The sequence below is a fragment of the Mucilaginibacter sabulilitoris genome (assembly GCF_034262375.1).
GTDB classification, from domain to species: domain Bacteria; phylum Bacteroidota; class Bacteroidia; order Sphingobacteriales; family Sphingobacteriaceae; genus Mucilaginibacter; species Mucilaginibacter sabulilitoris.
In genome coordinates, this window is record NZ_CP139558.1 from 569,508 (window position 1) to 591,196 (window position 21,689).

The window sequence follows — 21,689 nt, forward strand, 5'->3', positions numbered from 1 at the left end:
AATACAAGGAACCCCCTCTAAATCTCCCCAGGGAGGGGAGGCTTTAAGAAATGTTTTAAAGCCCTCCTTTCCGAGAGGGTTGGGTGGGGTTAATCAATCCACTCAAATTTGGTATAAGGCACAAGTACCTCAGGTATTTTGATACCTTTTTCGGTTTGGTTGTTTTCCAGCAAAGTGGCTACAATACGGGGCAGGGCCAGGGCGCTGCCATTGAGGGTGTGGGCCAGTTGTGTTTTACCTTCGGCATTTCGGAAACGCAGTTTCAGGCGGTTACTCTGAAAGGTTTCAAAGTTTGATACCGATGATACTTCCAGCCAGCGTTGCTGTGCAGCGCTCCAGGTTTCCATGTCGTAAGTTAGGGCAGAGCCAAAACCCATGTCGCCGCCACACAGGCGTAGTACACGGTATGGCAAACCTAATTTCTGCAGCAGGCCTTGTACATGTGCGCTCATCTGTTCCAATGTCTCGTATGATTTATCGGGATGTACTACCTGTACAATCTCTACTTTGTCAAACTGGTGCAAACGGTTCAGGCCGCGTACATGGGCACCGTAAGAACCCGCCTCACGGCGGAAGCAAGGGGTATGACCGCAGTTTTTTACCGGTAACTCATCTGCTTTCAGTATCACGTCACGGTACAGGTTGGTAATGGGCACCTCGGCGGTTGGTATCAGATATAAATTATCCAGGCCAACAAAGTACATCTGTCCTTCTTTATCGGGCAATTGTGAGGTGCCAAAGCCTGACGCTTCGTTCACCATTAGGGGTACACTTACTTCACTGTATCCTGCTTTTTCGGCTTCGTCAATAAAATAATTGATAAGGGCACGCTGTAATTTGGCCCCTTTGTTTTTATATACAGGGAAGCCGGCCCCGGTTATTTTAACACCCAGCTCAAAGTCGATGAGGTTGTATTTCGCCGCAAGTTCCCAGTGGGCCAGGGCTGTGGCCGGCAGATCGGGCCTGGCGCCATTCTCCAGCACTACTTCATTGTCCTCGGGGGTTAACCCTTTGGGTACAGAGCTATGCGGCAGATTGGGCAGCAAAACAAGCTTTTGATATAATTCTTCTTCTGTAAATGCTAATTGTTCGCTAAGCTTTTTAATATCTTCTTTCCATGCACCGGTTTTGGCTTTGATAACTTCAGCCTCGTCCTTTTTACCGGCACGCATCAGATCGCCGATTTGTTTGGCTGCAGCGTTGGCCTCGGCCGAAACGTTATCCATGCTGGTTTGAGTCTGACGGCGTTTGTCATCTAATTGAATAATTTCATCAACCAGTTCGGTCTGTTTAAAATTTTTTACAGCCAAACGTTCTAAAACCTGTTCACGGTTATCGCGGATATAACTAACTTGCAGCATTATTTAAAATTTTAGGCAAAGATATAACGAGTTGGCAGTTTAGAGTAGTGAGTAATGAGTTTTTTGTAAATAGTACCAATCATATAGTTGTATTTACAGAGAATTTATACAGGAACTACTCATAACTCATAACTCATAACCCGAAACTGAATGCCCGGCAAATTATATTTAGTACCCACACCAATAGGCAACCTGGAAGACATCACCTTCAGGGCCATTCGTGTTTTAAAGGAGGCCGACCTTATCCTGGCCGAAGACACCCGGACATCGGCCCCGTTGCTGAAACATTTCGACATACATCAAAAGGTATTTTCGCATCACCAGCATAATGAGCACCAGTCATCAAACGAGATTGTTAAATTTTTGCTGGAGGGAAAAAATATCGCCCTCATATCCGACGCCGGTACACCTGCCATATCCGATCCAGGTTTTTACCTGGTACGTGAGGCCTTAAAATTTAATATCGCGGTTGAATGCCTGCCCGGCGCCACTGCCTTTGTGCCGGCGCTCGTAAACTCCGGCTTCCCTACAGATAGGTTTTGTTTTGAAGGGTTTTTGCCGCTAAAAAAAGGACGCCAAACCCGCTATAAGTTTTTAGCAGAAGAGGAGCGCACTATTATCCTGTATGAGTCGCCACACCGCCTATTGAAAACACTGGATGAAATGGCCACCTATTTTGGGGCCGACAGGCAGTTATCGGTATCGCGCGAGCTTACCAAGATGTTTGAAGAAACAGTTCGCGGTACGGTAGCGGAAATAAAGCTTTATTTTGAAACCCACCCGGTAAAAGGTGAATTTGTTATTTGTGTGGCAGGAGCCGAGGTCAAAACATCAAAGAATAAATATAAAGACGACGACGAATAAAAGTTAACGGCCTGTCATGGGTAGCTTGTCGAAGGACGAGCGCAGAGGCCCTGCCCACCATGCTTCGACAAGCTCAGCATGACACCGTCAAGAAAAAATATAAATGAAAAAAAACCTTCCTTTAGCCATACTTTCCGGTTTATTATTGTGGATAGCGTGGCCGCCTACGCCTTATACTACTTTCCTGCTGTTTATTGGCTTTGTTCCAATGCTTTTGGCAATGGAAAACATTATCCAGTCTACATCAGCAAAAAAAGGACGACAGATATTCAACACCACTTTTATTGGCTTTTTTATATGGAATGTGGGTTCTGTTTACTGGGTATATAACGCGCTGAAACAAGTTGGCGATCTGGTGGCTATCCCAATTACACTGATCCCGTATTCGCTTGGCCCGCTGCTTATGGCCACGGCGTGCTGGCTTTATTATCGTTTAAGGTTGATGACCGGCCGTGGATGGGGTTTGGCAGGCTTGGTTTGTTTTTGGATTGGCTATGAGTACCTGCACCAAAGCTGGGACCTGAATTTCCCGTGGATGACCTTAGGTAATGGTTTTGCTACAACGCACCAGTGGATACAATGGTATGAATATACAGGCGTTTACGGAGGCACCATCTGGGTATGGGGATTAAATATACTGGCGTTTTTAATTTATGCAGGACTGCGCGAAGCGCAGCCTAAAAAGGTAAGATTAAAATTGATTACCGCGTTTGTTTTGCTGCTGGTGCTGCCGCTTAGCTTTTCATTGTTCACCTACTATAACTATACCGAGCAAAAAAATCCTTCGAATGTTATTGCTGTTCAGCCTAATATTGATCCTTATGAAAAGGAGGGGAGCATACCTGTAAATCAGCAGCTGGATATCATGATCAATCTCTCAAAGCGTGTTGCCCAGCCAAATACAGAGTTCTTTTTATGGCCGGAAACCGCGATTCCGGACTATATAAATGAAGACGACATTAACGCTAATCAATACTTTAAACAGGCGCAACATTTTTTACGTAGTTACAAAAACAGCACGTTAATTACGGGAGGTGAAACATACAGGTTTTATAACTCAAGAGCTACCTCCACGGCGAGCCCTACAGAACAACCTGGGATATTTGCCGATAACTTTAGTTCGGCATTAGGTATTGAAAATAGCGGTAAAGTACAGATATATCATAAATCGCGTTTGGTCCCGGGTGCTGAGTCATTACCGTTTGGTAATGCGTTATCGTTTTTAAAACCTGTTTTTGAACATTTAGGCGGCGCTACTGGCGCTTATGGCAGCCAGCCCGATGTCGGTGTGTTTTATTCGCAGAGTGGTATTGGCGCCGATCCGGTGATCTGTTTTGAATCTATATGGGGCGCATATGTGGCACGGTCCGTAAAAAAAGGAGCGCAATTTATAGCAGTTATTACTAATGATGGCTGGTGGGAAAACACCTCAGGAAAAGACCAACATTTGGATTATGCTAAATTGCGGGCCATTGAAACCCGGCGATGGGTTGCCCGTTCGGCCAATACCGGAATATCGGCCTTTATAAACCAGCGCGGCGATGTGGTACAGCAAACCAAGTGGTGGACGCAAGATGTTATAAAACAGGATATTAACCTTAATTCAGATATTACTTTCTATGTAGAACATGGCGATTACCTGCCTGAAGCAGGTAGTATACTGGCCGTTTTGCTAATTGGGTTTGTTATTGTTGGGCCGAGATTTAAGAAGCGTAGCGTTGCGTGATTTCTATTGTCTTCAATCTCAATTTGTTATGCTGACGCAGTGAAACAGGCGCAGAATAACAACTAAGATGGTTAGCCTTCTCTTTATAAACAGGGTTCCTACTGCTCTTTCTCAAAAGTATCGCCCTGCTTGATATCCCCGGTTTCGTAGCCTTTTTTAAACCAGTACATGCGCTGGGCGCTGGTGCCGTGGGTAAAGCTGTCGGGCTCAACGTGGCCCTGGGATTGTTGTTGCAGGCGGTCGTCGCCAATGGCGTTTGCAGCGTTCAGGGCCTCTTCAATGTCGCCAGGATTGAGTACGTTTTTAAGACTTTGCTCATAGTGCGCCCATACGCCGGCATAAAAATCGGCCTGTAATTCCAGTTTTACTGATAATTTGTTGTATTCCGTTTCGCTTAAATTGTTGCGGTCCTCATCCATGCGGGCGGTTACGCCGAATAAATTTTGTACATGGTGCCCAACTTCATGCGCTATCACGTATGCCTGGGCAAAGTCGCCGGCAGCGCCGAAACGGTTCTTTAATTCGTCATAAAAGGAAAGATCAATATATACTTTGGCATCCTCCGGACAATAAAACGGCCCCGTAGCCGAACTGGCAAACCCGCACCCCGACTGCTGCGTTTTGGTAAACAGCACCAGTTTAGGCTTCTGATAGGTTTTACCCATATCGCTAAAAATTTTGGTCCATATATCCTCAGTATCGGCCAGCACCACCCGTACAAATTTCTTTTGATTGTCTTCGGGCGCATTGGGGTTATTGGCGCTCTGTTCGGTTTGCGGCTGATTATTGGTTGTTACCCGGTTAAGCAACTGCGAGGTATCAATCCCCGTAAAATAATAAATAGCCAGCGCTATGATACCCACAACGCCACCACCCACAGCAAAGCGGCCACCGCCGCCACCACCACCGCGATTATCTTCTACATTATCGCTTTCGCGTCTGCCAAACCATTGCATATTGTTGTGATTAAGTTTTACCTGCTCCCAAAGAGAATCCTATACAAGATACGGATTATCAGAATTATTGTTTGTGATTCTTTCAATTCGTATAGACTCACCCGACCATCGCTGCGCTTGGTCACCCTCTCGACACCTGCGGTGCAAAGAGGGTTAGAAACCCACTCTAAATCTCCCCCAAAAGGGGGAGACTTTAAAATGCTCTTCTAAAGCCCTCTCCTTTGGAGAGGGTTGGGTGAGGTTAATCTACCAGTTTAGTAGATTATTTTTTATATCTTAGTGATTATTATGCAAACACGTAGGGGTAAATCTTTAATCTGTTGTAATAGCTGTATATAAAAAGATAATACAGTTGTTCACCGCTATTAAAAATTTACCATCATGATACCTGCGCTATTAATCTGGCTCTATAAAAAATATCTGGGGCCTGCTCTAAAAAATAAAAACATCACCCCGGTAACCTTTATTAAACCGTTAACCATGGTGGCTACACTGTTGGCCCTGCTCTGTTTTTCGGGTGGTGTATTGGCGCAGGAACAAATTGTTAAATACAACGTACTGCATAGCGGCAAAGTGGTGGGCCACATGGACCTGTACCAGAAACGTGAGGGCGACGACCTGTACCTTAAAATGACATCGCAGGTAAAAATGCGCTTTATCATGAGCATTAAGGTTGATATTCATGAAGAGTCGGTGTTTCAGAGTGGGAAACTCATAAGTTCGCTCACCCTTCGCAGTGTTAATGGCAAGGAAAAAGCCAACCGGCAAACCAAAGCCTGCGGCGACTGCTACCAGGCCGTGGCCGAGGGTAAAAGCAAACAGCTGAATCAAAAGCACATCGGCCAAAACCTCATGCTGTTGTATTGCCATGAGCCGGATGATAACGCGCAGATCTATTCGGATAATTTTCAACAGTTTTTGCAGGTAAAACAGGTTTCGCCGCATGTTTACCGAATTGATCTGCCCGATGGTAACTATAATTTTTATTCGTACACCAATGGCGTTTGCAGCAAGGTTGATATTCACCACTCGCTTTATACTATACAGATACAGCTGGCCTGAAATGATGCTTTTCACATTCCCTTCATAAATATGAATGCCAAACAAGCTATCTTTAGCGCAAACTTTCACCCCTTTAAAGTGGAATACAGCGATAGCACGGTCATCAGTTTATTGAAGCAGGGCGGCGAAAAGGCATTTGAATGGTTATTTAAAGAACACTTTAAAAGCTTGCATGCCTATGCTTACACTTTTTTAAAGGACGATGAAATGGCCGAAGAAATTGTTCAGAACGTATTTTGCCGTATTTGGGAAAAGCGCGAACTGCTTAAAGCCGACGGATCGCTAAAAGCCTACTTGTACCGGGCTGTACATAACGAAAGCCTTAACTATTTAAAGCATCAAAAGGTTAAGGCATCATTCGGGGTATATTATGCGGGACAGCAGCAAGATGAGGATGAGCAGGTATCGCACAAAGTGGCAGCGGCCGAGCTGCAAAAACATATTGATGCTGCCATGAGCGAACTGCCGCAGCAGTGCCGCATTATTTTTCAGTTAAGCCGGTTTGAGCAGCTTAAATACCAGCAAATTGCTGATCATTTAGGGCTTTCAATTAAAACGGTAGAAAACCAGATGGGCAAGGCCCTGCGGTTGATGCGCCAGAAACTGGCGGAGTTTTTACCTATTATTTTACTTTTATTAATGAAATGGTAGCATTATGAATAATGCAGATACAAATATGGATGATGATCTGGTAGTAAAATATCTGGCCGGCGAGGCTTCGCCGGCAGAGGTTTTGCTGGTAGATGAGTGGGTTGCCGCCAGCGAAAACAACCGCAAGATTTTTAATGATTTTAAGCTGATATGGGACCAAAGCCCTATAACCGAAAGAAACGTAAATAAGGACGATGCCTTTATGCGCTTGCAAAACCGTATAAAACGCACACCAACAGCTTCTCGCAAAACAATCATAAAAAAACTAAAACCTGCACACTGGATAGGTTTGGCCGCATCGGTAGTGTTAATATGTACGGTACTTTGGCTAACCTTTAATCATGTTTATGATAATGGTTCAGTGTCATTTGTGCGGATAGACAGCAGGAACAAGGTACGTACACAAACCCTGCCCGACGGATCGGTTATTACGCTTAACGCCCGTTCAACCATTATTTATCCGTATAAATTTACAAGCAACTTCAGGCCGGTGAGTTTGCAGGGCGAGGCTTTCTTTAAAGTTGCGCCTAACAAAGCAAAACCTTTTATAATCAAGGTAAATGATGTAACGGTTAGGGTGGTTGGCACGTCATTCAATGTAAAGAGCCGTAATGGCAAAACCGTAGTGATTGTGGAAACAGGCATTGTAAAGGTCATCAAAAAGCAAAACAGCATTGACCTTAACCCCGGCGAAAGAGTAATCGTTACCCGCAGCCCGGGCACACTATCAAAAGAAACAATTAAGGGCAAGCTGTATAATTATTACATGACCCGGCAACTGGTATGTGATCATACACCATTACGCGAAGTGGTGCAGGCGCTTAACGATATATTTGGAGCACACATCAGTATAGCTAATAAACAGCTGGAAACACTGCCCATTACCACTACGTTCCAGGGTCAGTCGCTTGATGAAATTGTGGGGGTTATTTCCGATACCTTTAAGATCACGGTGGTTCGTAAAAACCAGCAGATCATTTTTAAATAAAACTTTCTGCCTGCGATGGATAGCTTACGCCGATATATCATTTTGCTTCTGATGATTTTGATGATCCCGGCCGTAAGCCTTGGTGCCGAATCTATCCTTGCCAAAAATATATCGGTACACGTAAGTAACATGCGTTTAGGTACGGTGTTAAAAACCATCGAACAAAAGGGCAATTTCACCTTCTCCTACAACAGCAATATTGTAAAAACCGATAGCCTGGTAACCGTTAATGCCGATAACTGGACCATTAAGGAAGTGCTTGACCATATGCTCATGAATCGCTTTGAGTATAAAGAAACCCGCAACTTCGTTATCCTGCGTTATGCTCCGCTTGAATTGTCGTTAACTACCGAAAAGGCCATTGTTGAAAAAGATGTATACAGCATCAGTGGTTTTGTGGCCGATGAACATACCGGTAAAAAATTGGCAAATGCCAGCGTGTATGAGCGTGCCCTGCTGCAATCGACCCTTACCGATAAAGAGGGGCATTTTGAACTGCAGCTTAAAAACAACGGCAAGCCTGTACTGCTCACTGTAAGTAAAGAGTTTTATAAAGATACAACCATCACTTTTTTAGACGGTGTTACCATAAACCCGGAGAGCGCTAACAACTCAACCGACTATGCGGTAAACGATGATAATAACGGCATTGAACGAACACCGCTCGGGCGGCTTTTTATATCAGCCAAACAGCAAATACAATCGTTAAACCTGCATGGCCTCATTGCACAGGCCCCGTTTCAGGCATCGGCCATACCTGGCGTAAGCACCCATGCCGAGTTTAGCGGACAGGTAGTGAACACGGTTTCGTTAAACGCGGTAGGCGGTTACAATGCCGGTGTCGACGGTTTTGAGCTTGGGCTTATTTTTAACCTCGACAAAGGCGATGTTGGCGCGGTTCAGATAGCAGGTGTGTTTAACGTGGTGGGGGGCAATGTTAACGGCATTCAGGTGGGCGGCCTGTATAATAATGTGCTGGGCAGCGTAAGGGGTATACAATTATCACTCCTGCATAACAGCGTAAAGCGCGATCTTAATGGCATACAGCTATCAGGTTTATATAACCATACCCGCGGGCAAGTAAGGGGTATACAAACGGGGCTGGGCAACATTGCCGGGCAAAAATTCAGCGGCATACAGGCTGGAGTTTTTAACTATGCCCGTAACCTGAGGGGGGTACAGCTTGGCCTTATCAATGTTGCGGATAGCTCATCGGGTTATAGTATCGGTTTAATAAATATTATACGTTATGGCTATCATAAGCTGGCCTTATCAAGTAACGAAACGGTTAATGCCAATGTCGCCTTAAAAACGGGCAGTAAGAACTTTTATGCCATCTGGCAGGCTGGTATGCGGGTAAACACCGACAGCAAACTGTACGCCTTTGGCTTTGGTTTCGGCAGGGAGCTCGGTCTGGGCAACCGCGTATCGCTCAACCCCGAATTAACGCAGCACTACATTTACCAGGGCAACTGGGCCCGCACCAACCTGCTGAGCCGGTTAGATGCCGGGCTGACCTATAAATTCAGTAAGAATTTCTCTATAAACGCCGGGCCATCGCTAAACCTTTTTTACTCAGATCAGCGCAGCCCTGTTAATGGCTATGCTTATGTTAGGGATATGCACCATAGTTTTATCAATAGCAGCAATAGCTGGAGCGGCTGGATAGGCTGGACGGTTGGGGTAAGTTTCTTTTGAGGGGGTATGAACGGCTTTTGTTATAATAATTGGATATAAGAGGGTTGTCATGTTAAGCTTGTTGAAGCATGGTGGGTTGGCCTCTCCGCGCGATCCTTCGACAAGCAGGATGACAGGCCAAGCAGAAGCTTTCTTATATACTTGAAACTATGCTTAAGGGACCCCGAAATAAATTCGGGATGATTTGCCGCTATTGCAAACAAAAGCCCCGACCAGTTGGCCGGGGCTTTTGTCAATCACACTATTAATTAAAATTTGCTTATTGTACCTGGAACATGTTGTTAAAGTTTGTTCCGTCTGGATAGTAGCCTGAAATGACCAGGTTGCCGTTACGCAGGTTGGTAATCGCTTTATCAATATCGGCTACGCTGTTTATTGGCGATTTGTTAATACTGGTAATAATAGAACCTACCGGAATTTCAAAATCATCAAACACACGGCCCGGACGAACCTGGGTTACTTTAACACCAGAGTTCACATGGAATTTAGCTTTTTCGGCCTGGGTTAACGGTTGGAAGCTTGCTCCCAGTTTATTAAACAGTTCCTCTGCCGATTTTGAAACAGCAGCGGTACGGTTTGTTGGGGTAGCATCGGCTTTAAGCGTTACTTCAAAGTTTTTCTCTTTGCCATCGCGTAGCACGGTCATGTTTATTTTATCGCCCGGCTGTAAACGGCCCACGCGTTCTTGCAGGTCTGAGGATTCATATACTGCAACGCCTTCTACTTTTTCAATAACATCGCCTTTTTTGATGCCAGCTTGCTCTGCGCCGCCACCAGCTACCAGGTCATTAACATATAAACCGTTATTGTTGGTTATACCCAGTTGCTGAGCAACATCAGGGTTAAGTTCGGTAAAGCTTATACCAACAAACCCACGTTTTACAGTACCGTATTTTTTAATATCGTTCAACACTTTTTTGGCCAGGTTAATCGGGATGGCGAAACCATAACCTTCATAAGAACCTGTATGTGATGCTATAGCCGCATTAATGCCAACCAGCTCGCCTTTGGTATTTATCAGGGCGCCACCGCTGTTACCAGGGTTAATAGCCGCGTCGGTTTGAATAAACGACTCGATCGCTTTATTAAGCCGTGGCTGTGTTTGGTTGCGGGCACGGCCAAATGGATTATCATCGTCATTATTTTCGCTGCCGATGATATTAATATTACGGCCTTTGGCACTTACAATACCCGCGGTTACAGTTGAGTTTAAATTAAACGGATTACCTACGGCTAAAACCCACTCGCCTACACGTACCTCATCAGAGTTACCCAATTTTAAAATAGGTAGGTTGTCTGCGCTGATCTTGATCAGGGCAAGGTCGGTATTAGGATCGGTACCAATTACTTTAGCCTGGAAAGTACGGTGATCATTAGTGGCAACTGTAATTTTATCTGCCTTTTCAACAACGTGGTTATTGGTTACAATATAACCATCGGGCGAAATGATAACACCTGAGCCAGATGCCATTTGCGGGCCACGCTGCGGTGCACGCTGTCCAAACATATCACCAAACATTTGTTCCAGCTTGTCCTGGCTGCCGCCCGACTGGCTGCTGTATGTGGTACGAATATACACCACCGCCGGAGTTGCCACCGCTGCGGCCTCCGTAAAATCAAGCGCCCCGGTTGATGATACAACAGGCGCCGCGGCCTTATTGCTGGTGTAGTAAACTTTCTGTTTTTCTTCAAAGCTCATATTGTCGGCATATTTGCTTTCAATTACCTTATATGCGCCTAAGGCCAGTGCACCTCCTACAAAAGCGGTTAATAGTGTTAAACCTATCTTTTTCATTTATATTTGCCTTTCTTTATTTTGTTTATATAATTTAACAACTCAAATTTAATACCATATAGACGATATTATCAACGATAAGTTATTGCGTTTTTTGTTAAATTTTGTTAAATTAAGATTAACCCGGCTGCTTTGATAAGCCCTTCAACGGATTAAAGCTAAGTAGTTGATATTAAATGACATTATTGTGAATATACGATTTTATAAATACCAGGGCGCAGGCAATGATTTTATATTGGTTGACAATCGCGAAAATAAGGTAGATCATGCTGATCCAAAACTTATTTCGGGCCTGTGCGACCGCCGTTTTGGTATTGGCGGCGACGGTATGATGTTTCTGCAAAATAAAGCCGGTTTTGATTTCGAGATGGTTTACTATAATGCCGACGGACAGCCCAGCAGCATGTGCGGAAACGGGGGCCGTTGTATTGTAGCCTTTGCAAAGTTTCTGGGTATTATTGATACCGAGACTGAATTTTTGGCGGTTGATGGTCTACATCATGCCAAAATTGCTGACAGTGGCGATTGGGTGAGCCTGCAAATGATTGATGTTGACCGCATTAATACCGATAATGATGCCTATGTACTTAATACCGGCTCACCGCATTATGTAAAACAGGTTGAAGACCTGGAACACCGCAACATATACCAGGAGGGAAAAGCCATCCGCAATAATGCCACCTACCGCGAAAAGGGTATCAATGTAAATTTTGTTGAACCAAAAGATGACGGCTACTTTGTACGCACCTTCGAACGCGGTGTAGAAGACGAGACGTTTGCCTGCGGAACCGGTGTTACCGCTGTTGCTTTGGCTATGGCGAGCCATAATCGTAAAACCGGGCAAATCACCACCCCTATTAAAGTTTTAGGAGGCGATCTTAATATCCGTTTTAATTATGACGGCAAAGTGTTTACCGATATTTTTTTAGAAGGCCCGGCCGTACAGGTGTTCAGCGGTGAGGTGGAGATTTAGGTTTTTATTGGAGTGACCTTATTCACATCCCCCAGTCGTGCCGAATTTATTTCGGCATCCTACATGCGAGGTTCTGCAACAGCAACTAAACTATTCCTGAGAGATCCTGAAACAAGTTCAGGATGACAACCTGTTTTATAAAATAGGTGCTAAAAAATAAAAGCCCCCTGGACTTGCTCCGGGGGACTTTCAACCTAAACCTTATCACAATTAAACCGGTAAGTTTACCAGTTCGTATAGGGTTATACAATTACTATACCAAAATTTATTTGGGCTTTATATTTTGTTATTATATGATGTGTGTTTATTTAACACAGGTGAAAATCTGATGTTTAAATTACATAACACCTTGTAAACTGACCACTTGTATGGCCAATTGTCGGTTTTGGCATACACAGTGTACAGCATTTATACATGTTTGGCAGTCTTTTTTCTGCGCAGGTAGGCATCGCCTAAAAATAAAGCAAGCACAACATCAAATATCAAAAACCATTTTAAAAATGGTCCGCTGAAAAGGTTATTGGCATTGGGCAACTTCACGTTTCCAGGAACATCCACACTTAACTTTACGCCCGATAAACTAACACTGGCAAATGCAAATACCAGTAAGGTGAGGATAGTAACCGCAAAGAAAATACCTATACCCAAAATGATGCGTTTATCAATAGCGGCTTTAAGCGGTTTGCTGGCATTTTCGGTGCGAATAGCTTCCATTACATTGTAAGTGAAAGCCATAGGCGGCTCATCCAGTTCAATAGCCGCAAACTCCTGGTTAAGCGTCATCAGCTCCTGATATTTTTTGGCATATGCCTCATCCTGCTCAATAAGCCTGGCTATGACTTCCTGCTCTGCCGGAGTGCAGGTTCCATCTATATAATTCCAGAGTTGTTCTTCTATCTTGTTCATATCAGTTCTTTCACCTCCTGTTTTAAATTACGCTCCAGTCGTTCTTTTAAACGCTGGCGTGCCCTAAATAGTTTAACCTTCACCGTATTGGGTTCCATACCCATTGTCTGGGCAATTTCTTCAAGCGATTGCTCCCCTTTATAAAACAGGGTAATGATAGCTGCATCATCGGGCAGCAATTGTTCAATGGCTTGGTTCAGGTAAAACGATCTCGATTTATTTTCTACATTATTAGCATAACCCGATTCATGATTTTCAATTTGGATATACGTATTTTCATCATCTATTGAATCGGTTGCTACACGCTTCTTTCTTAAAAATGTCATGGCCGTGGTATAAACTATACTGTACAGCCAGGTGCTAAATTTCGACTGCCTCTGGAACGATGCCAATGAACGGTACGCTTTTATAAAACAGTCCTGCGCAATCTCCTCGGCATCTTCCCTGCCCTTTGCAAAACGCATGGCCAGTGTAAATACAAAACGCTGGTGCCGTTCAACCAGATCGGCATAGGCCGATTGGTTACCCGCCAGGGTTTCTTCTATAAGTTCGATATCTGAAAGCTTGCTCTGCATTTGTTACAACCTCTCTGACGCCGTGGGTTTAAGTTAGGTTACACTGCTTATGTAAAAATACTGAAAATCCCCCAAACCCCTAAAGGGGGAGCTTTTGATTTACATACCGTTAGAAAACAACAAAGCCCCCAGAGTTACCGGGGGCTTTGTTGTTTATTTCAAGCAGCATTAAATAGCTGTTGGTCGTCTGATGATGCCTAACAGTACGGCAATTATAGCTATAACCAGCAGTACGTGGATTAAACTGCCTACTGAGGTAAAAAATACGCCTATTGCCCAGCCAATCAGCAGGATAACGGCAATGATATACAATAGTGAGTTCATGGTAATTTTATTTTAGTTAATAATTTCATAGGTATATATACAATACTTGTATGATCGTAAATGTTTTAAAAGTTGAATCGGAGTCATGCCGAACTTGTTTCGGCATCCCACAAGCCTGGTTGTGCACAATAGCAACCCCCCCGGAGAGATCCTGAAACAAGTTCAGGATGCTCCGATGAGTTTCGTTTAATCTATTTTTTTTCTGATCTGGATGATTGGTTGATACCGGCTTCTGCAATTTGAGTTAGCAGGCTGTCGGCATTTTTTTCTTCGTGCAGGGTAGCCTCAAGCAACTCTGCGGCCTCGTAATACCCTAATACACTTGCCAGTGTTTTTAATGTACCGTATGAAGCGATCTCATAATGCTCAATTTTTTGCGCGGCCGATATAATACCAACATCGCGGGTTATACTGCCTTTTTGCGTTTCGGCAACAATTTCGTCACCTTCTTTAATTAAACCGGCCATCGCCTCGCACTTTATAGCTGTGGCTTTTTTACCTATTGATTCAAATGCCGACTCCAGCCGGGTAACATGATTTTCGGTTTCGACCAAATGGTTTTCAATTGCCGACCTTAATTCGTCGGATGTTGCCGCTTTCGCCATTTTAGGCAAAGCTTTGGTCAGGTGCTTTTCGGCCCAGTAAATGTCTTTTAATTCATCAAGAAACAATTCATTCAATGCCGATTCAGAAACAAGACCGGTTTGTTCGGGTGCTTTTACTTTTGTAGTTGCCATGGTAGAGTGTTTTAAGTTTTGTACCATGAAGAAAACAAAGGCAATGCCATTTTTACCTATTTCTTAATAATATTAATTATTTTGAAAGTGTAGGCATAAAATACACACCTCCTGTTACCCTCATCTGTATAGTAACAAAACCTAATTTGTATAGTAAAAAGGAATATTTGAAAACTATGCCCCCTTTTTAGCTTTCAGACTGCTCATCAGCTGATCGTACAGATCATCACTTGTTGTTTTGCGTGGTTTTAGTTTTTTAACGGTGGCCCGCTTGCCTTTTGCTTTCGCCTTAATGATATTTAACAGCTCGTTATGATACTCATCCTTAAATTTTGATACATCGAACTTTGAAGCATACTGATCAATAAGCGCAAGGCCAACATCAAGTTCTTTTTTACTTACTTTAACCTCGCCGGGTACATTCAGGTCATCGGTATCACGTATCTCCTGGCCAAAACGGATGCGGGTAACTACTAGCACATTTTTAACCGGGTGTACAATACAAAGGCTTTCGGTGCTGCGCAATACAAAACGGGCCAGCCCTGCTTTTTTTGATTGCTGCAGTGCTTTCAGTAGCAGGGCGTACGCCTTATTGTTTTTGGTATCGGGTTCGGTATAGTACGATGTTTCGTAAAACATGGGGTTTACCTCGGCTATGTTCACAAAATCTTCAATCTCAATTACCTTGCTTTTTTCAGGCGCCGCGTCTATAAAATCCTGCTCTTCCACAATTATATAATCGTCATTTAGTTTATAGCCCTTTACAATTTTATCATATGGCACTTCCTTGTGCGTATGTTCATTTACCCGCTGGTAGCGGATGCGGGCATGGTCGCGGCTATCGAGCATATCTAAATTAAGCGTGCTGCTTTGCACTGCCGAATACAGCTTTACAGGAATACTCACCAAACCAAAACCAATTGAACCTTTCCAGATAGATCTCATAACCCCGGTGTTTAAATTATTTAAATATAACCTCAAAAACAGTCAAACGGTTTTATATTGTTCATTTACAGTATATACACTTTTGAATCAAAGCAAAGCTGTAGTTTTATATATAATGTTACTGTCACTTCACGAACAAATAAATCATTATACCTGTTACGTATTAAACTTTAAGCACGTTATCATAGTCATATACCATATAATATTTATAAAAAAACAATTTATCACATGAAACCGTTGGGAGCTATCTTAAAAACAAACAACAGCTCCCGATAGCTTCATAGCAACTAAAAACAAATTATCACATGAAAAAGCTATTTATCCTTGCCGTATTACTTACGTTTACTTATGGAGCCTTTGCTCAAACGGTTGATCTGCGCCGCAAAATTGAAGTTACCGGCATTGCCGAACAGGAAGTTACTCCTGATATTATCAATGTGTCTATCTCGTTACAGGAATACATGGATGGCAAAAAACGTATTACCATTGATGTGCTGGAAAGCCAGCTGGAAAAAGGCGTAAAGGATGCAGGCATTGCCAAAGACGATTTTACAATGAACAATGTATCGGCCTGGAACAACACTTACCAAAAGAAAAAAGCTCCCGATTTTTTAGCCAGCAAACAATATCTTATTAAACTGCGTGACCTGAATAAATTTAACCAGATACTGGCCAAGGTTGACCCGAAGGGCATACAATCAACCAATATCGACAGCTATGATTATTCAAAGATCAATGATCTGAAGAATGACTTGAAACTGAAAGCCCTGCTTGCTGCCCGCGACAAAGCTGCCTTCCTGGTTAACGGATTGGGCGACAAACTGGGTTCGGCGCTTAATATTACAGAAAACGATAACAGCAGCTTCCCGCAGCCACGCGCCGTAATGATGTATGCTAAAGCTGCTGATGCTGCCGGTCCGGCTGAATCAGATATCGACTTTAAAAAGATAAAACTAAGTTTCCAGATACAGGCTGTATTTGAAATAAAATAAGGGCGAAAGCCAAAATGTTAAAGGCGAAAGGCATCTGCTTTTCGCCTTTTTTATTACCTAATTTCTCTTAAAAACCTTTTGCCTTTAACCTGTCAGCTTTCGCCTCAACTTTTTTTTCCTTGGGGTGTAACCTGTTTTAAAACAGTGTGGTCATAGCTTACAAATACACCGCAATGGTGGATTCATAAAAGAAAGATTTATTAACTTATTTAACTTAAATATTATGCACGCAGGTGAATTGGGAGTATTAGCAGGTATATTAGTACCCCTCGGCTTTTTCATGATGATCTTCGGGGTTGTTTATCTTAACAAACGCGAAAAACTGGCAATGATTGAACGTGGTATGGATCCGCGTACCTACAAACCACAATCAGCCCCTTACCAAAATTTAAAATGGGGACTGTTGCTTATTGGCTCAGGTGTGGGATTGTTTTTAGCCTTTATTTTAGATCATACCATATTCAATTACATGGACGATGAAACTTTTTTCCTTTACATAGCCCTTATTGCCATATTTGGCGGTGCAGGCTTGTTCCTGTCATACAAGATAGAAAAAAGGGAAGTGTTAGATAAAGAAGACCATGCCCCGCAAAAATAATTTGGCGCAGGGATCAAAAGCACGTTATAACGAGTTATGACGTGCTTTTTTATGAAATGTTATAAAGTTCCTTAAAGGTATGTAAGTGGTACATTTCGTGCCCGGCTATCATGTAAACCAAAGCCCTTACCGAAAACAGGTGGTTGCTGGCAATGCCGCTGCGCAGCAACTGTTTCTCGCTGAACCCTTTAATCATATAGATATTTGACAACCGGGTGGCTTTAAACTCCTCTGCCAGATCCTGTATGCTCCGGCTGTTAAAATCAGCGTTGTTTACATATATATCCTGATCAAAACCCGGCAGCTCAACCGAATTTCGCGAAAAAACGAGGGCCCGGTAAGCAAACGTGCGTTCGGTATCAATCATGTGGCCAAGCGCTTGTTTTACGGTCCATTTACCAGGCGCGTACGCATAGGCCGCCTGTTCATTGTTAAGGCTGCTGAACAATTTATAGCTCGATTCCATTAAGCGTTCCAGCAATTCAACGACATGCGTATCCGGAACAAGATTAACATATCCGGCCGAAAACGGCGCGTATTCATTAGTGTTTGGTTTGCTTATCATTTCGTGTGTTTCTTAATACTATCCTGAATGTTGTTCCTTTGCCTACCTCAGAATCCTTCACAAATATCTGCCCGTTGTGATAATTCTCAATCATACGTTTTGTTAATGATAGACCCAACCCCCAGCCACGCTTGCGGGTGGTATAACCCGGCTGAAAAACGGTATCAAACTTAGAGCGCTGTATGCCTTTACCGGTATCGGTCACGTCAATAAATACCTGGTTCTTTAATTTGTTACCGCCAATTTCAATCTTGATGCTGCCTTTGCCATCAATAGCGTTAACCGCGTTTTTAAGCAGATTTTCGAGGACCCAATCAAACAGCGGGATATTAAGACCTGCTTTCAGGTGCGGGTTGCCCCCCAGTTCAAAACCGATATTTTTACTTACGCGTACCTTAAAATAATCTACAAAATCTTTCACAACTTCATAAACCGGATGTTCTTCCAATACCGGCTTCGACCCTATTTTTGAAAACCGATCAGCCACAATTTCCAGTCGCTTTACATCATTCTCCATTTCAGCCACCAATACATCCTCTTCAGCGTTAAATTTCTCTTTCATGAGCTCAATCCACGCCATCAATGATGATATAGGCGTACCCAGCTGGTGGGCCGTCTCCTTTGCCAGGCCAACCCAAACCTGGTCCTGCTCCGACTTTCGCGACGAGCTGAATGCCGTGTAAGCCATCAGTAAAAATATGGCTATTACCGTTAACTGAATGTAAGGGAACAGCCTTAACTGGGTAAGCAGGGCCGAATCTTTATAATAGATCAGGTTTTCTTCGCCGAAAATATTTAGCTTGATAGGGGCGTGTTGCTTTTTCATATAAGCCAGCTCTTCTTTAAAATACTCAGGGTCGTATTTCTTTTTCTTATTGCTTTCGGCCTCAAGCTTTAAAGGCGTTTTAGTAGTATCCAACCCGCGTTGTATCACAATATCGCCCTTGCCATCAATAACAATAGCAGGCACCGTGAGGCTATCGCGTACAGAAATTACATAACTTAAAAAATCATTATCATCCGAGTTTAATATCTGCCGCATACTCATGGCCCAAACCTGCGCGCGGGTACGTTCGGAGCGTGCAATGTTTTTAACCAGGTAGCTGGTGTAAAATAAAGACCCGCTGGCAATAACTGTCGCGAATGCGAGCAGAAAGTATTTCCAGCGTTTTTTCTGTTGATATGGGTTCATACTGGCCAAGGCCCAAATAACGTAAAATTATTTCAAATGTGCAGATGTGCAAATTTCAGATGTGCAGATGATCAATAACTATAATTAATGTTTGCTCTTGTAATCGACCACGATTATCATTTCATTTCAACATTTGCACATCTTAAAAAACTTATCTTTGCCCTCATCATGACCGATAAAAAAGTAAGAGTCCGTTTTGCACCAAGCCCAACCGGTGGTTTGCACCTGGGTGGTGTGCGTACCGTATTGTTCAATTATTTATTCGCCAAAAAACATCATGGCGATTTTATTTTAAGAATTGAAGACACCGACCAAACCCGTTATGTAGAAGGTGCTGAGGAATATATTTTAGATTGCCTGAAATGGTGTGGTTTACAGCCGGATGAGAGTCCCGTTGCAGGAGGCCAATTCGCTCCCTATCGCCAGAGTGAGCGTAAAGCCATATACCGCGAATATGCCGAGCGCCTGGTAATGCAGGGACATGCCTATTATGCTTTTGATACTGCCGAAGAACTGGATAAAAACCGTAAGGAGATCCCTAATTTTCAATATGGCCAGGTTTACCGTAAAAGCCTGCGCAACTCTATTTCGTTGCCGCAGCATGAAGTTGATGCCCTGCTTGACGCCGGCACCCCACATGTGATCCGTATTAAAATGCCTGCCGACGAAACAATTAGTTTCATGGATATGATACGCGGCCATGTAAGCTTTGAAACTAACCTTGTTGATGATAAGGTATTGTTAAAAGCCGATGGTATGCCAACCTATCACCTGGCCGTTGTTGTTGATGACTTCCTCATGAAAATTTCGCACGCATTTCGTGGCGAAGAGTGGCTGCCATCTGCCCCGGTACATTTATTATTGTGGGAATACCTCGGCTGGAAAAACCAGATGCCGCAATGGGCGCATTTGCCACTGATACTGAAACCCGACGGCCATGGTAAACTGAGCAAGCGCGATGGCGACCGCCTCGGATTCCCGGTGTATGCCATGAACTGGTTTGATGCCAAAAGCGGCGATCTTACCGCTGGTTTTCGCGAATTGGGCTTTTTGCCAGAAGCGTTTTTAAACCTGCTGGCCACCCTGGGTTGGAATGATGGTACCGACCGGGAAATATTTACATTGGATGAACTGATAGAAAAATTTTCGCTGGAGCGGGTAAGCAAGGCCGGAGCCAAATTTGATTTTGAAAAAGCCAAGTGGTTCAATGCCGAATGGATAAAAAAGCTTGATGCAGAAAGCTTAGCTCCAAAAGTAAAGACCATTTTAGAAGATAAAGGAATTACCGTTGCCGATGAGGATTACTTATTGGCCGTTATTAACCTGGTTAAAGACCGCTGCGTATTGCTGCCCGATTTTTATACACAGGCGGCATACTTTTTTGAGCAACCCAAAGAATACGACCTGAACGCGGTAAAACCCAAATGGACAGATGCTAAAACCGATTTCTTTAACGCATTAACCGCATTATTAAACAGCAGCGAAACCGCTCTTGAAGCGCATGGTTTTGAGGCGCAGTTTAAAACCCTGATGGAAGAAAAAGCCCTGAAAGCCGGCGATGTAATGCTGCCATTCCGCATTATGCTGGTTGGTGGTAAATTTGGCCCCCATGTGTTTGATATTGCAGCGCAGCTTGGCCGGACCGAAACCGTTAGCAGAATGGCAAAAGCATTAACTGAGTTTAGCTCGTAAGTCTGCTAATAATAAATAATAATTTGTTTCCGGCCGTTCATGCAGATAACCTGCATAAACGGGCCGGATTAATTTTGCACCAGCCATAACTGGTATATCTCAATTTCCGGAGCTTTTTTCACGGGCGGCATAGCTGCCCGTGAAAGTAAATGATTTGTTAACCCGGCCTGTTCAAATAATGATCCGAGCGCTTTTTCGGTCATCCAATCTTCCACAGGCTGCGCCGCGTTGCCGTATTTTATCCATTCTGCTTCTGCGTCTTTGCGGGGTGTGGTCATCATTAAAAAGCCACCTTTTTTAAGCAGGCTTTTTAAGGCAAATATAAAATCAGCCTTCTGGGCATCCGGTATGTGTTCAATAACTTCCGAGCATACAATAACGTCGAAATAAGATAGTTTACCGTCTGCAACTAAATCTCCTGCAGTTCCGCACCTGATATCAAGATGGGGGAATAATTTACGGGCGTGTTCCACAACGGGCCTCACCGGCTCGATGGCTATTACATGGCCATAATTTGCCAAAAGATTACTTAACCAGCCGCGGCCGCAGCCCATGTCAAGTATGTTATTTGAATTTAACCTACCCGTTGATTTTTGATATCCTTTGATATAGTATAAAAATTTCTCGATGATCTTCCATCTCAGGTTTTCGTCAGCGTTGGGTGTTGCTTTATTCCAGTGAGGATTTTGAGTAAAAAAACTGGTGTAAAATTCATCCTCGGTTTGGCCGGCGACATTTTTAAACGTTTTCGTAATCAATTTTTTTGCTTTTAATATAACACCCGCCATGTGGTAAATACGGCGCGTTAAAGCAATAGGTTGCCTTTGGGGCGTTTAATACCCGGCCCATAGCTAAATAACGTACGAAAGCTATTTTTTTATCCCGTTCAAAATTTCATTTATCCGGCTTGTTGCTACCCCTTTTTCTATAGCAATTTCAGACAACAATTAGGTTTGCGCTTTTTGGTATGTTAAAAACCGGGGGATACTAAAAACTAGCCTGGTTATGAAAATTAAAACGGCAATACTAACTATATAAATAACCGGAGATAGCATCAATAACATTTCAGGAGTGCCCATGTGATTTTCA

The 21,689-nt window shown here is 43.5% G+C and carries 21 protein-coding genes; 10 read left to right on the forward strand and 11 right to left on the reverse strand.

From position 1 onward, the window contains the following. Nucleotides 1-89: 89 nt before the first annotated feature. On the reverse strand, nucleotides 90-1,361 hold the full coding sequence (gene serS, locus SNE25_RS02505; RefSeq protein WP_321563514.1) for a serine--tRNA ligase: 1,272 nt from the start codon (nucleotides 1,359-1,361) through the stop codon (nucleotides 90-92). Between the two features lie 150 nt (nucleotides 1,362-1,511). On the opposite strand from serS, the gene rsmI reads away from it, so the two are divergent. Further along, on the forward strand, nucleotides 1,512-2,225 hold the full coding sequence (gene rsmI, locus SNE25_RS02510; protein ID WP_321563515.1) for a 16S rRNA (cytidine(1402)-2'-O)-methyltransferase: 714 nt from the start codon (nucleotides 1,512-1,514) through the stop codon (nucleotides 2,223-2,225). 103 nt (nucleotides 2,226-2,328) lie between these two features. After that, nucleotides 2,329-3,951: an apolipoprotein N-acyltransferase gene (gene lnt, locus SNE25_RS02515; protein WP_321563516.1), complete on the forward strand. Its 1,623-nt coding sequence runs from the start codon at nucleotides 2,329-2,331 to the stop codon at nucleotides 3,949-3,951. Between the two features lie 98 nt (nucleotides 3,952-4,049). Here the strand turns inward: lnt and ypfJ are convergent, their stop codons facing one another. Further along, nucleotides 4,050-4,907: a KPN_02809 family neutral zinc metallopeptidase gene (gene ypfJ / locus SNE25_RS02520; RefSeq protein ID WP_321563517.1), complete on the reverse strand. Its 858-nt coding sequence runs from the start codon at nucleotides 4,905-4,907 to the stop codon at nucleotides 4,050-4,052. Nucleotides 4,908-5,288: 381 nt separating this feature from the next. Between ypfJ and SNE25_RS02525 the strand changes: the two genes are divergently transcribed. Genes SNE25_RS02525 through SNE25_RS02540 form a run of 4 tightly spaced genes read left to right on the forward strand, consistent with a single transcriptional unit; the run spans nucleotide 5,289 to nucleotide 9,306 of the window. Then, nucleotides 5,289-5,969, forward strand: coding sequence for a DUF6134 family protein (locus tag SNE25_RS02525; RefSeq protein WP_321563518.1), 681 nt, complete (start codon nucleotides 5,289-5,291; stop codon nucleotides 5,967-5,969). 30 nt (nucleotides 5,970-5,999) lie between these two features. Beyond that, on the forward strand, nucleotides 6,000-6,620 hold the full coding sequence (locus SNE25_RS02530; protein WP_321563519.1) for an RNA polymerase sigma-70 factor: 621 nt from the start codon (nucleotides 6,000-6,002) through the stop codon (nucleotides 6,618-6,620). Between the two features lie 4 nt (nucleotides 6,621-6,624). Further along, on the forward strand, nucleotides 6,625-7,608 hold the full coding sequence (locus tag SNE25_RS02535; RefSeq protein WP_321563520.1) for a FecR family protein: 984 nt from the start codon (nucleotides 6,625-6,627) through the stop codon (nucleotides 7,606-7,608). Nucleotides 7,609-7,659: 51 nt separating this feature from the next. Continuing rightward, complete coding sequence (locus SNE25_RS02540; RefSeq protein WP_321563521.1) at nucleotides 7,660-9,306, forward strand: peptidase associated/transthyretin-like domain-containing protein; 1,647 nt, start codon at nucleotides 7,660-7,662, stop codon at nucleotides 9,304-9,306. Nucleotides 9,307-9,565: 259 nt separating this feature from the next. Here the strand turns inward: SNE25_RS02540 and SNE25_RS02545 are convergent, their stop codons facing one another. Beyond that, nucleotides 9,566-11,101, reverse strand: coding sequence for a Do family serine endopeptidase (locus tag SNE25_RS02545; RefSeq protein WP_321563522.1), 1,536 nt, complete (start codon nucleotides 11,099-11,101; stop codon nucleotides 9,566-9,568). A 187-nt stretch (nucleotides 11,102-11,288) separates the two neighbouring features. Between SNE25_RS02545 and dapF the strand changes: the two genes are divergently transcribed. After that, nucleotides 11,289-12,074, forward strand: coding sequence for a diaminopimelate epimerase (gene dapF / locus SNE25_RS02550; protein WP_321563523.1), 786 nt, complete (start codon nucleotides 11,289-11,291; stop codon nucleotides 12,072-12,074). 408 nt (nucleotides 12,075-12,482) lie between these two features. Here dapF and SNE25_RS02555 read toward each other — a convergent pair whose 3' ends face one another. The 5 genes from SNE25_RS02555 to ku form a co-directional block, all read right to left on the reverse strand. Next, nucleotides 12,483-12,980, reverse strand: a complete 498-nt coding sequence (locus tag SNE25_RS02555; RefSeq protein ID WP_321563524.1) for an anti-sigma factor family protein — start codon at nucleotides 12,978-12,980, stop codon at nucleotides 12,483-12,485. Further along, nucleotides 12,977-13,555, reverse strand: a complete 579-nt coding sequence (locus SNE25_RS02560) for an RNA polymerase sigma factor (protein ID WP_321563525.1) — start codon at nucleotides 13,553-13,555, stop codon at nucleotides 12,977-12,979. The genes SNE25_RS02555 and SNE25_RS02560 overlap by 4 nt, the downstream gene beginning before the upstream one ends. A 168-nt stretch (nucleotides 13,556-13,723) precedes the next feature. Next, nucleotides 13,724-13,879, reverse strand: coding sequence for a lmo0937 family membrane protein (locus SNE25_RS02565; protein WP_183561773.1), 156 nt, complete (start codon nucleotides 13,877-13,879; stop codon nucleotides 13,724-13,726). Nucleotides 13,880-14,070: 191 nt separating this feature from the next. Further along, nucleotides 14,071-14,616, reverse strand: coding sequence for a YciE/YciF ferroxidase family protein (locus tag SNE25_RS02570; RefSeq protein ID WP_321563526.1), 546 nt, complete (start codon nucleotides 14,614-14,616; stop codon nucleotides 14,071-14,073). A 174-nt stretch (nucleotides 14,617-14,790) separates the two neighbouring features. Beyond that, nucleotides 14,791-15,561, reverse strand: coding sequence for a non-homologous end joining protein Ku (ku, locus tag SNE25_RS02575; RefSeq protein WP_321563527.1), 771 nt, complete (start codon nucleotides 15,559-15,561; stop codon nucleotides 14,791-14,793). Between the two features lie 305 nt (nucleotides 15,562-15,866). On the opposite strand from ku, the gene SNE25_RS02580 reads away from it, so the two are divergent. Continuing rightward, nucleotides 15,867-16,553: an SIMPL domain-containing protein gene (locus tag SNE25_RS02580; protein WP_321563528.1), complete on the forward strand. Its 687-nt coding sequence runs from the start codon at nucleotides 15,867-15,869 to the stop codon at nucleotides 16,551-16,553. 223 nt (nucleotides 16,554-16,776) lie between these two features. Further along, the gene (locus tag SNE25_RS02585) at nucleotides 16,777-17,151 is read left to right on the forward strand and encodes a DUF6249 domain-containing protein (RefSeq protein ID WP_321563529.1); all 375 of its coding nucleotides are present in this window, start codon (nucleotides 16,777-16,779) and stop codon (nucleotides 17,149-17,151) included. A 49-nt stretch (nucleotides 17,152-17,200) separates the two neighbouring features. Here SNE25_RS02585 and SNE25_RS02590 read toward each other — a convergent pair whose 3' ends face one another. Together SNE25_RS02590 and SNE25_RS02595 are read right to left on the reverse strand one after the other, a co-directional pair. After that, nucleotides 17,201-17,716, reverse strand: a complete 516-nt coding sequence (locus tag SNE25_RS02590; RefSeq protein ID WP_321563530.1) for a DinB family protein — start codon at nucleotides 17,714-17,716, stop codon at nucleotides 17,201-17,203. Continuing rightward, nucleotides 17,694-18,908 (reverse strand): sensor histidine kinase, encoded by a 1,215-nt coding sequence (locus SNE25_RS02595; RefSeq protein WP_321563531.1) that lies wholly within the window; start codon nucleotides 18,906-18,908, stop codon nucleotides 17,694-17,696. The genes SNE25_RS02590 and SNE25_RS02595 overlap by 23 nt, the downstream gene beginning before the upstream one ends. A 168-nt stretch (nucleotides 18,909-19,076) precedes the next feature. Here SNE25_RS02595 and gltX point away from each other — a divergent pair, with 168 nt between their 5' ends. Continuing rightward, a complete protein-coding gene (gene gltX / locus SNE25_RS02600) occupies nucleotides 19,077-20,600 on the forward strand; it encodes a glutamate--tRNA ligase (protein WP_321566198.1) in 1,524 nt (507 codons plus the stop codon). A 68-nt stretch (nucleotides 20,601-20,668) separates the two neighbouring features. On the opposite strand, the gene SNE25_RS02605 is transcribed toward gltX, so the two are convergent. Next, a complete protein-coding gene (locus tag SNE25_RS02605; protein ID WP_321563532.1) occupies nucleotides 20,669-21,358 on the reverse strand; it encodes a class I SAM-dependent methyltransferase in 690 nt (229 codons plus the stop codon). Nucleotides 21,359-21,689 lie beyond the last annotated feature (331 nt).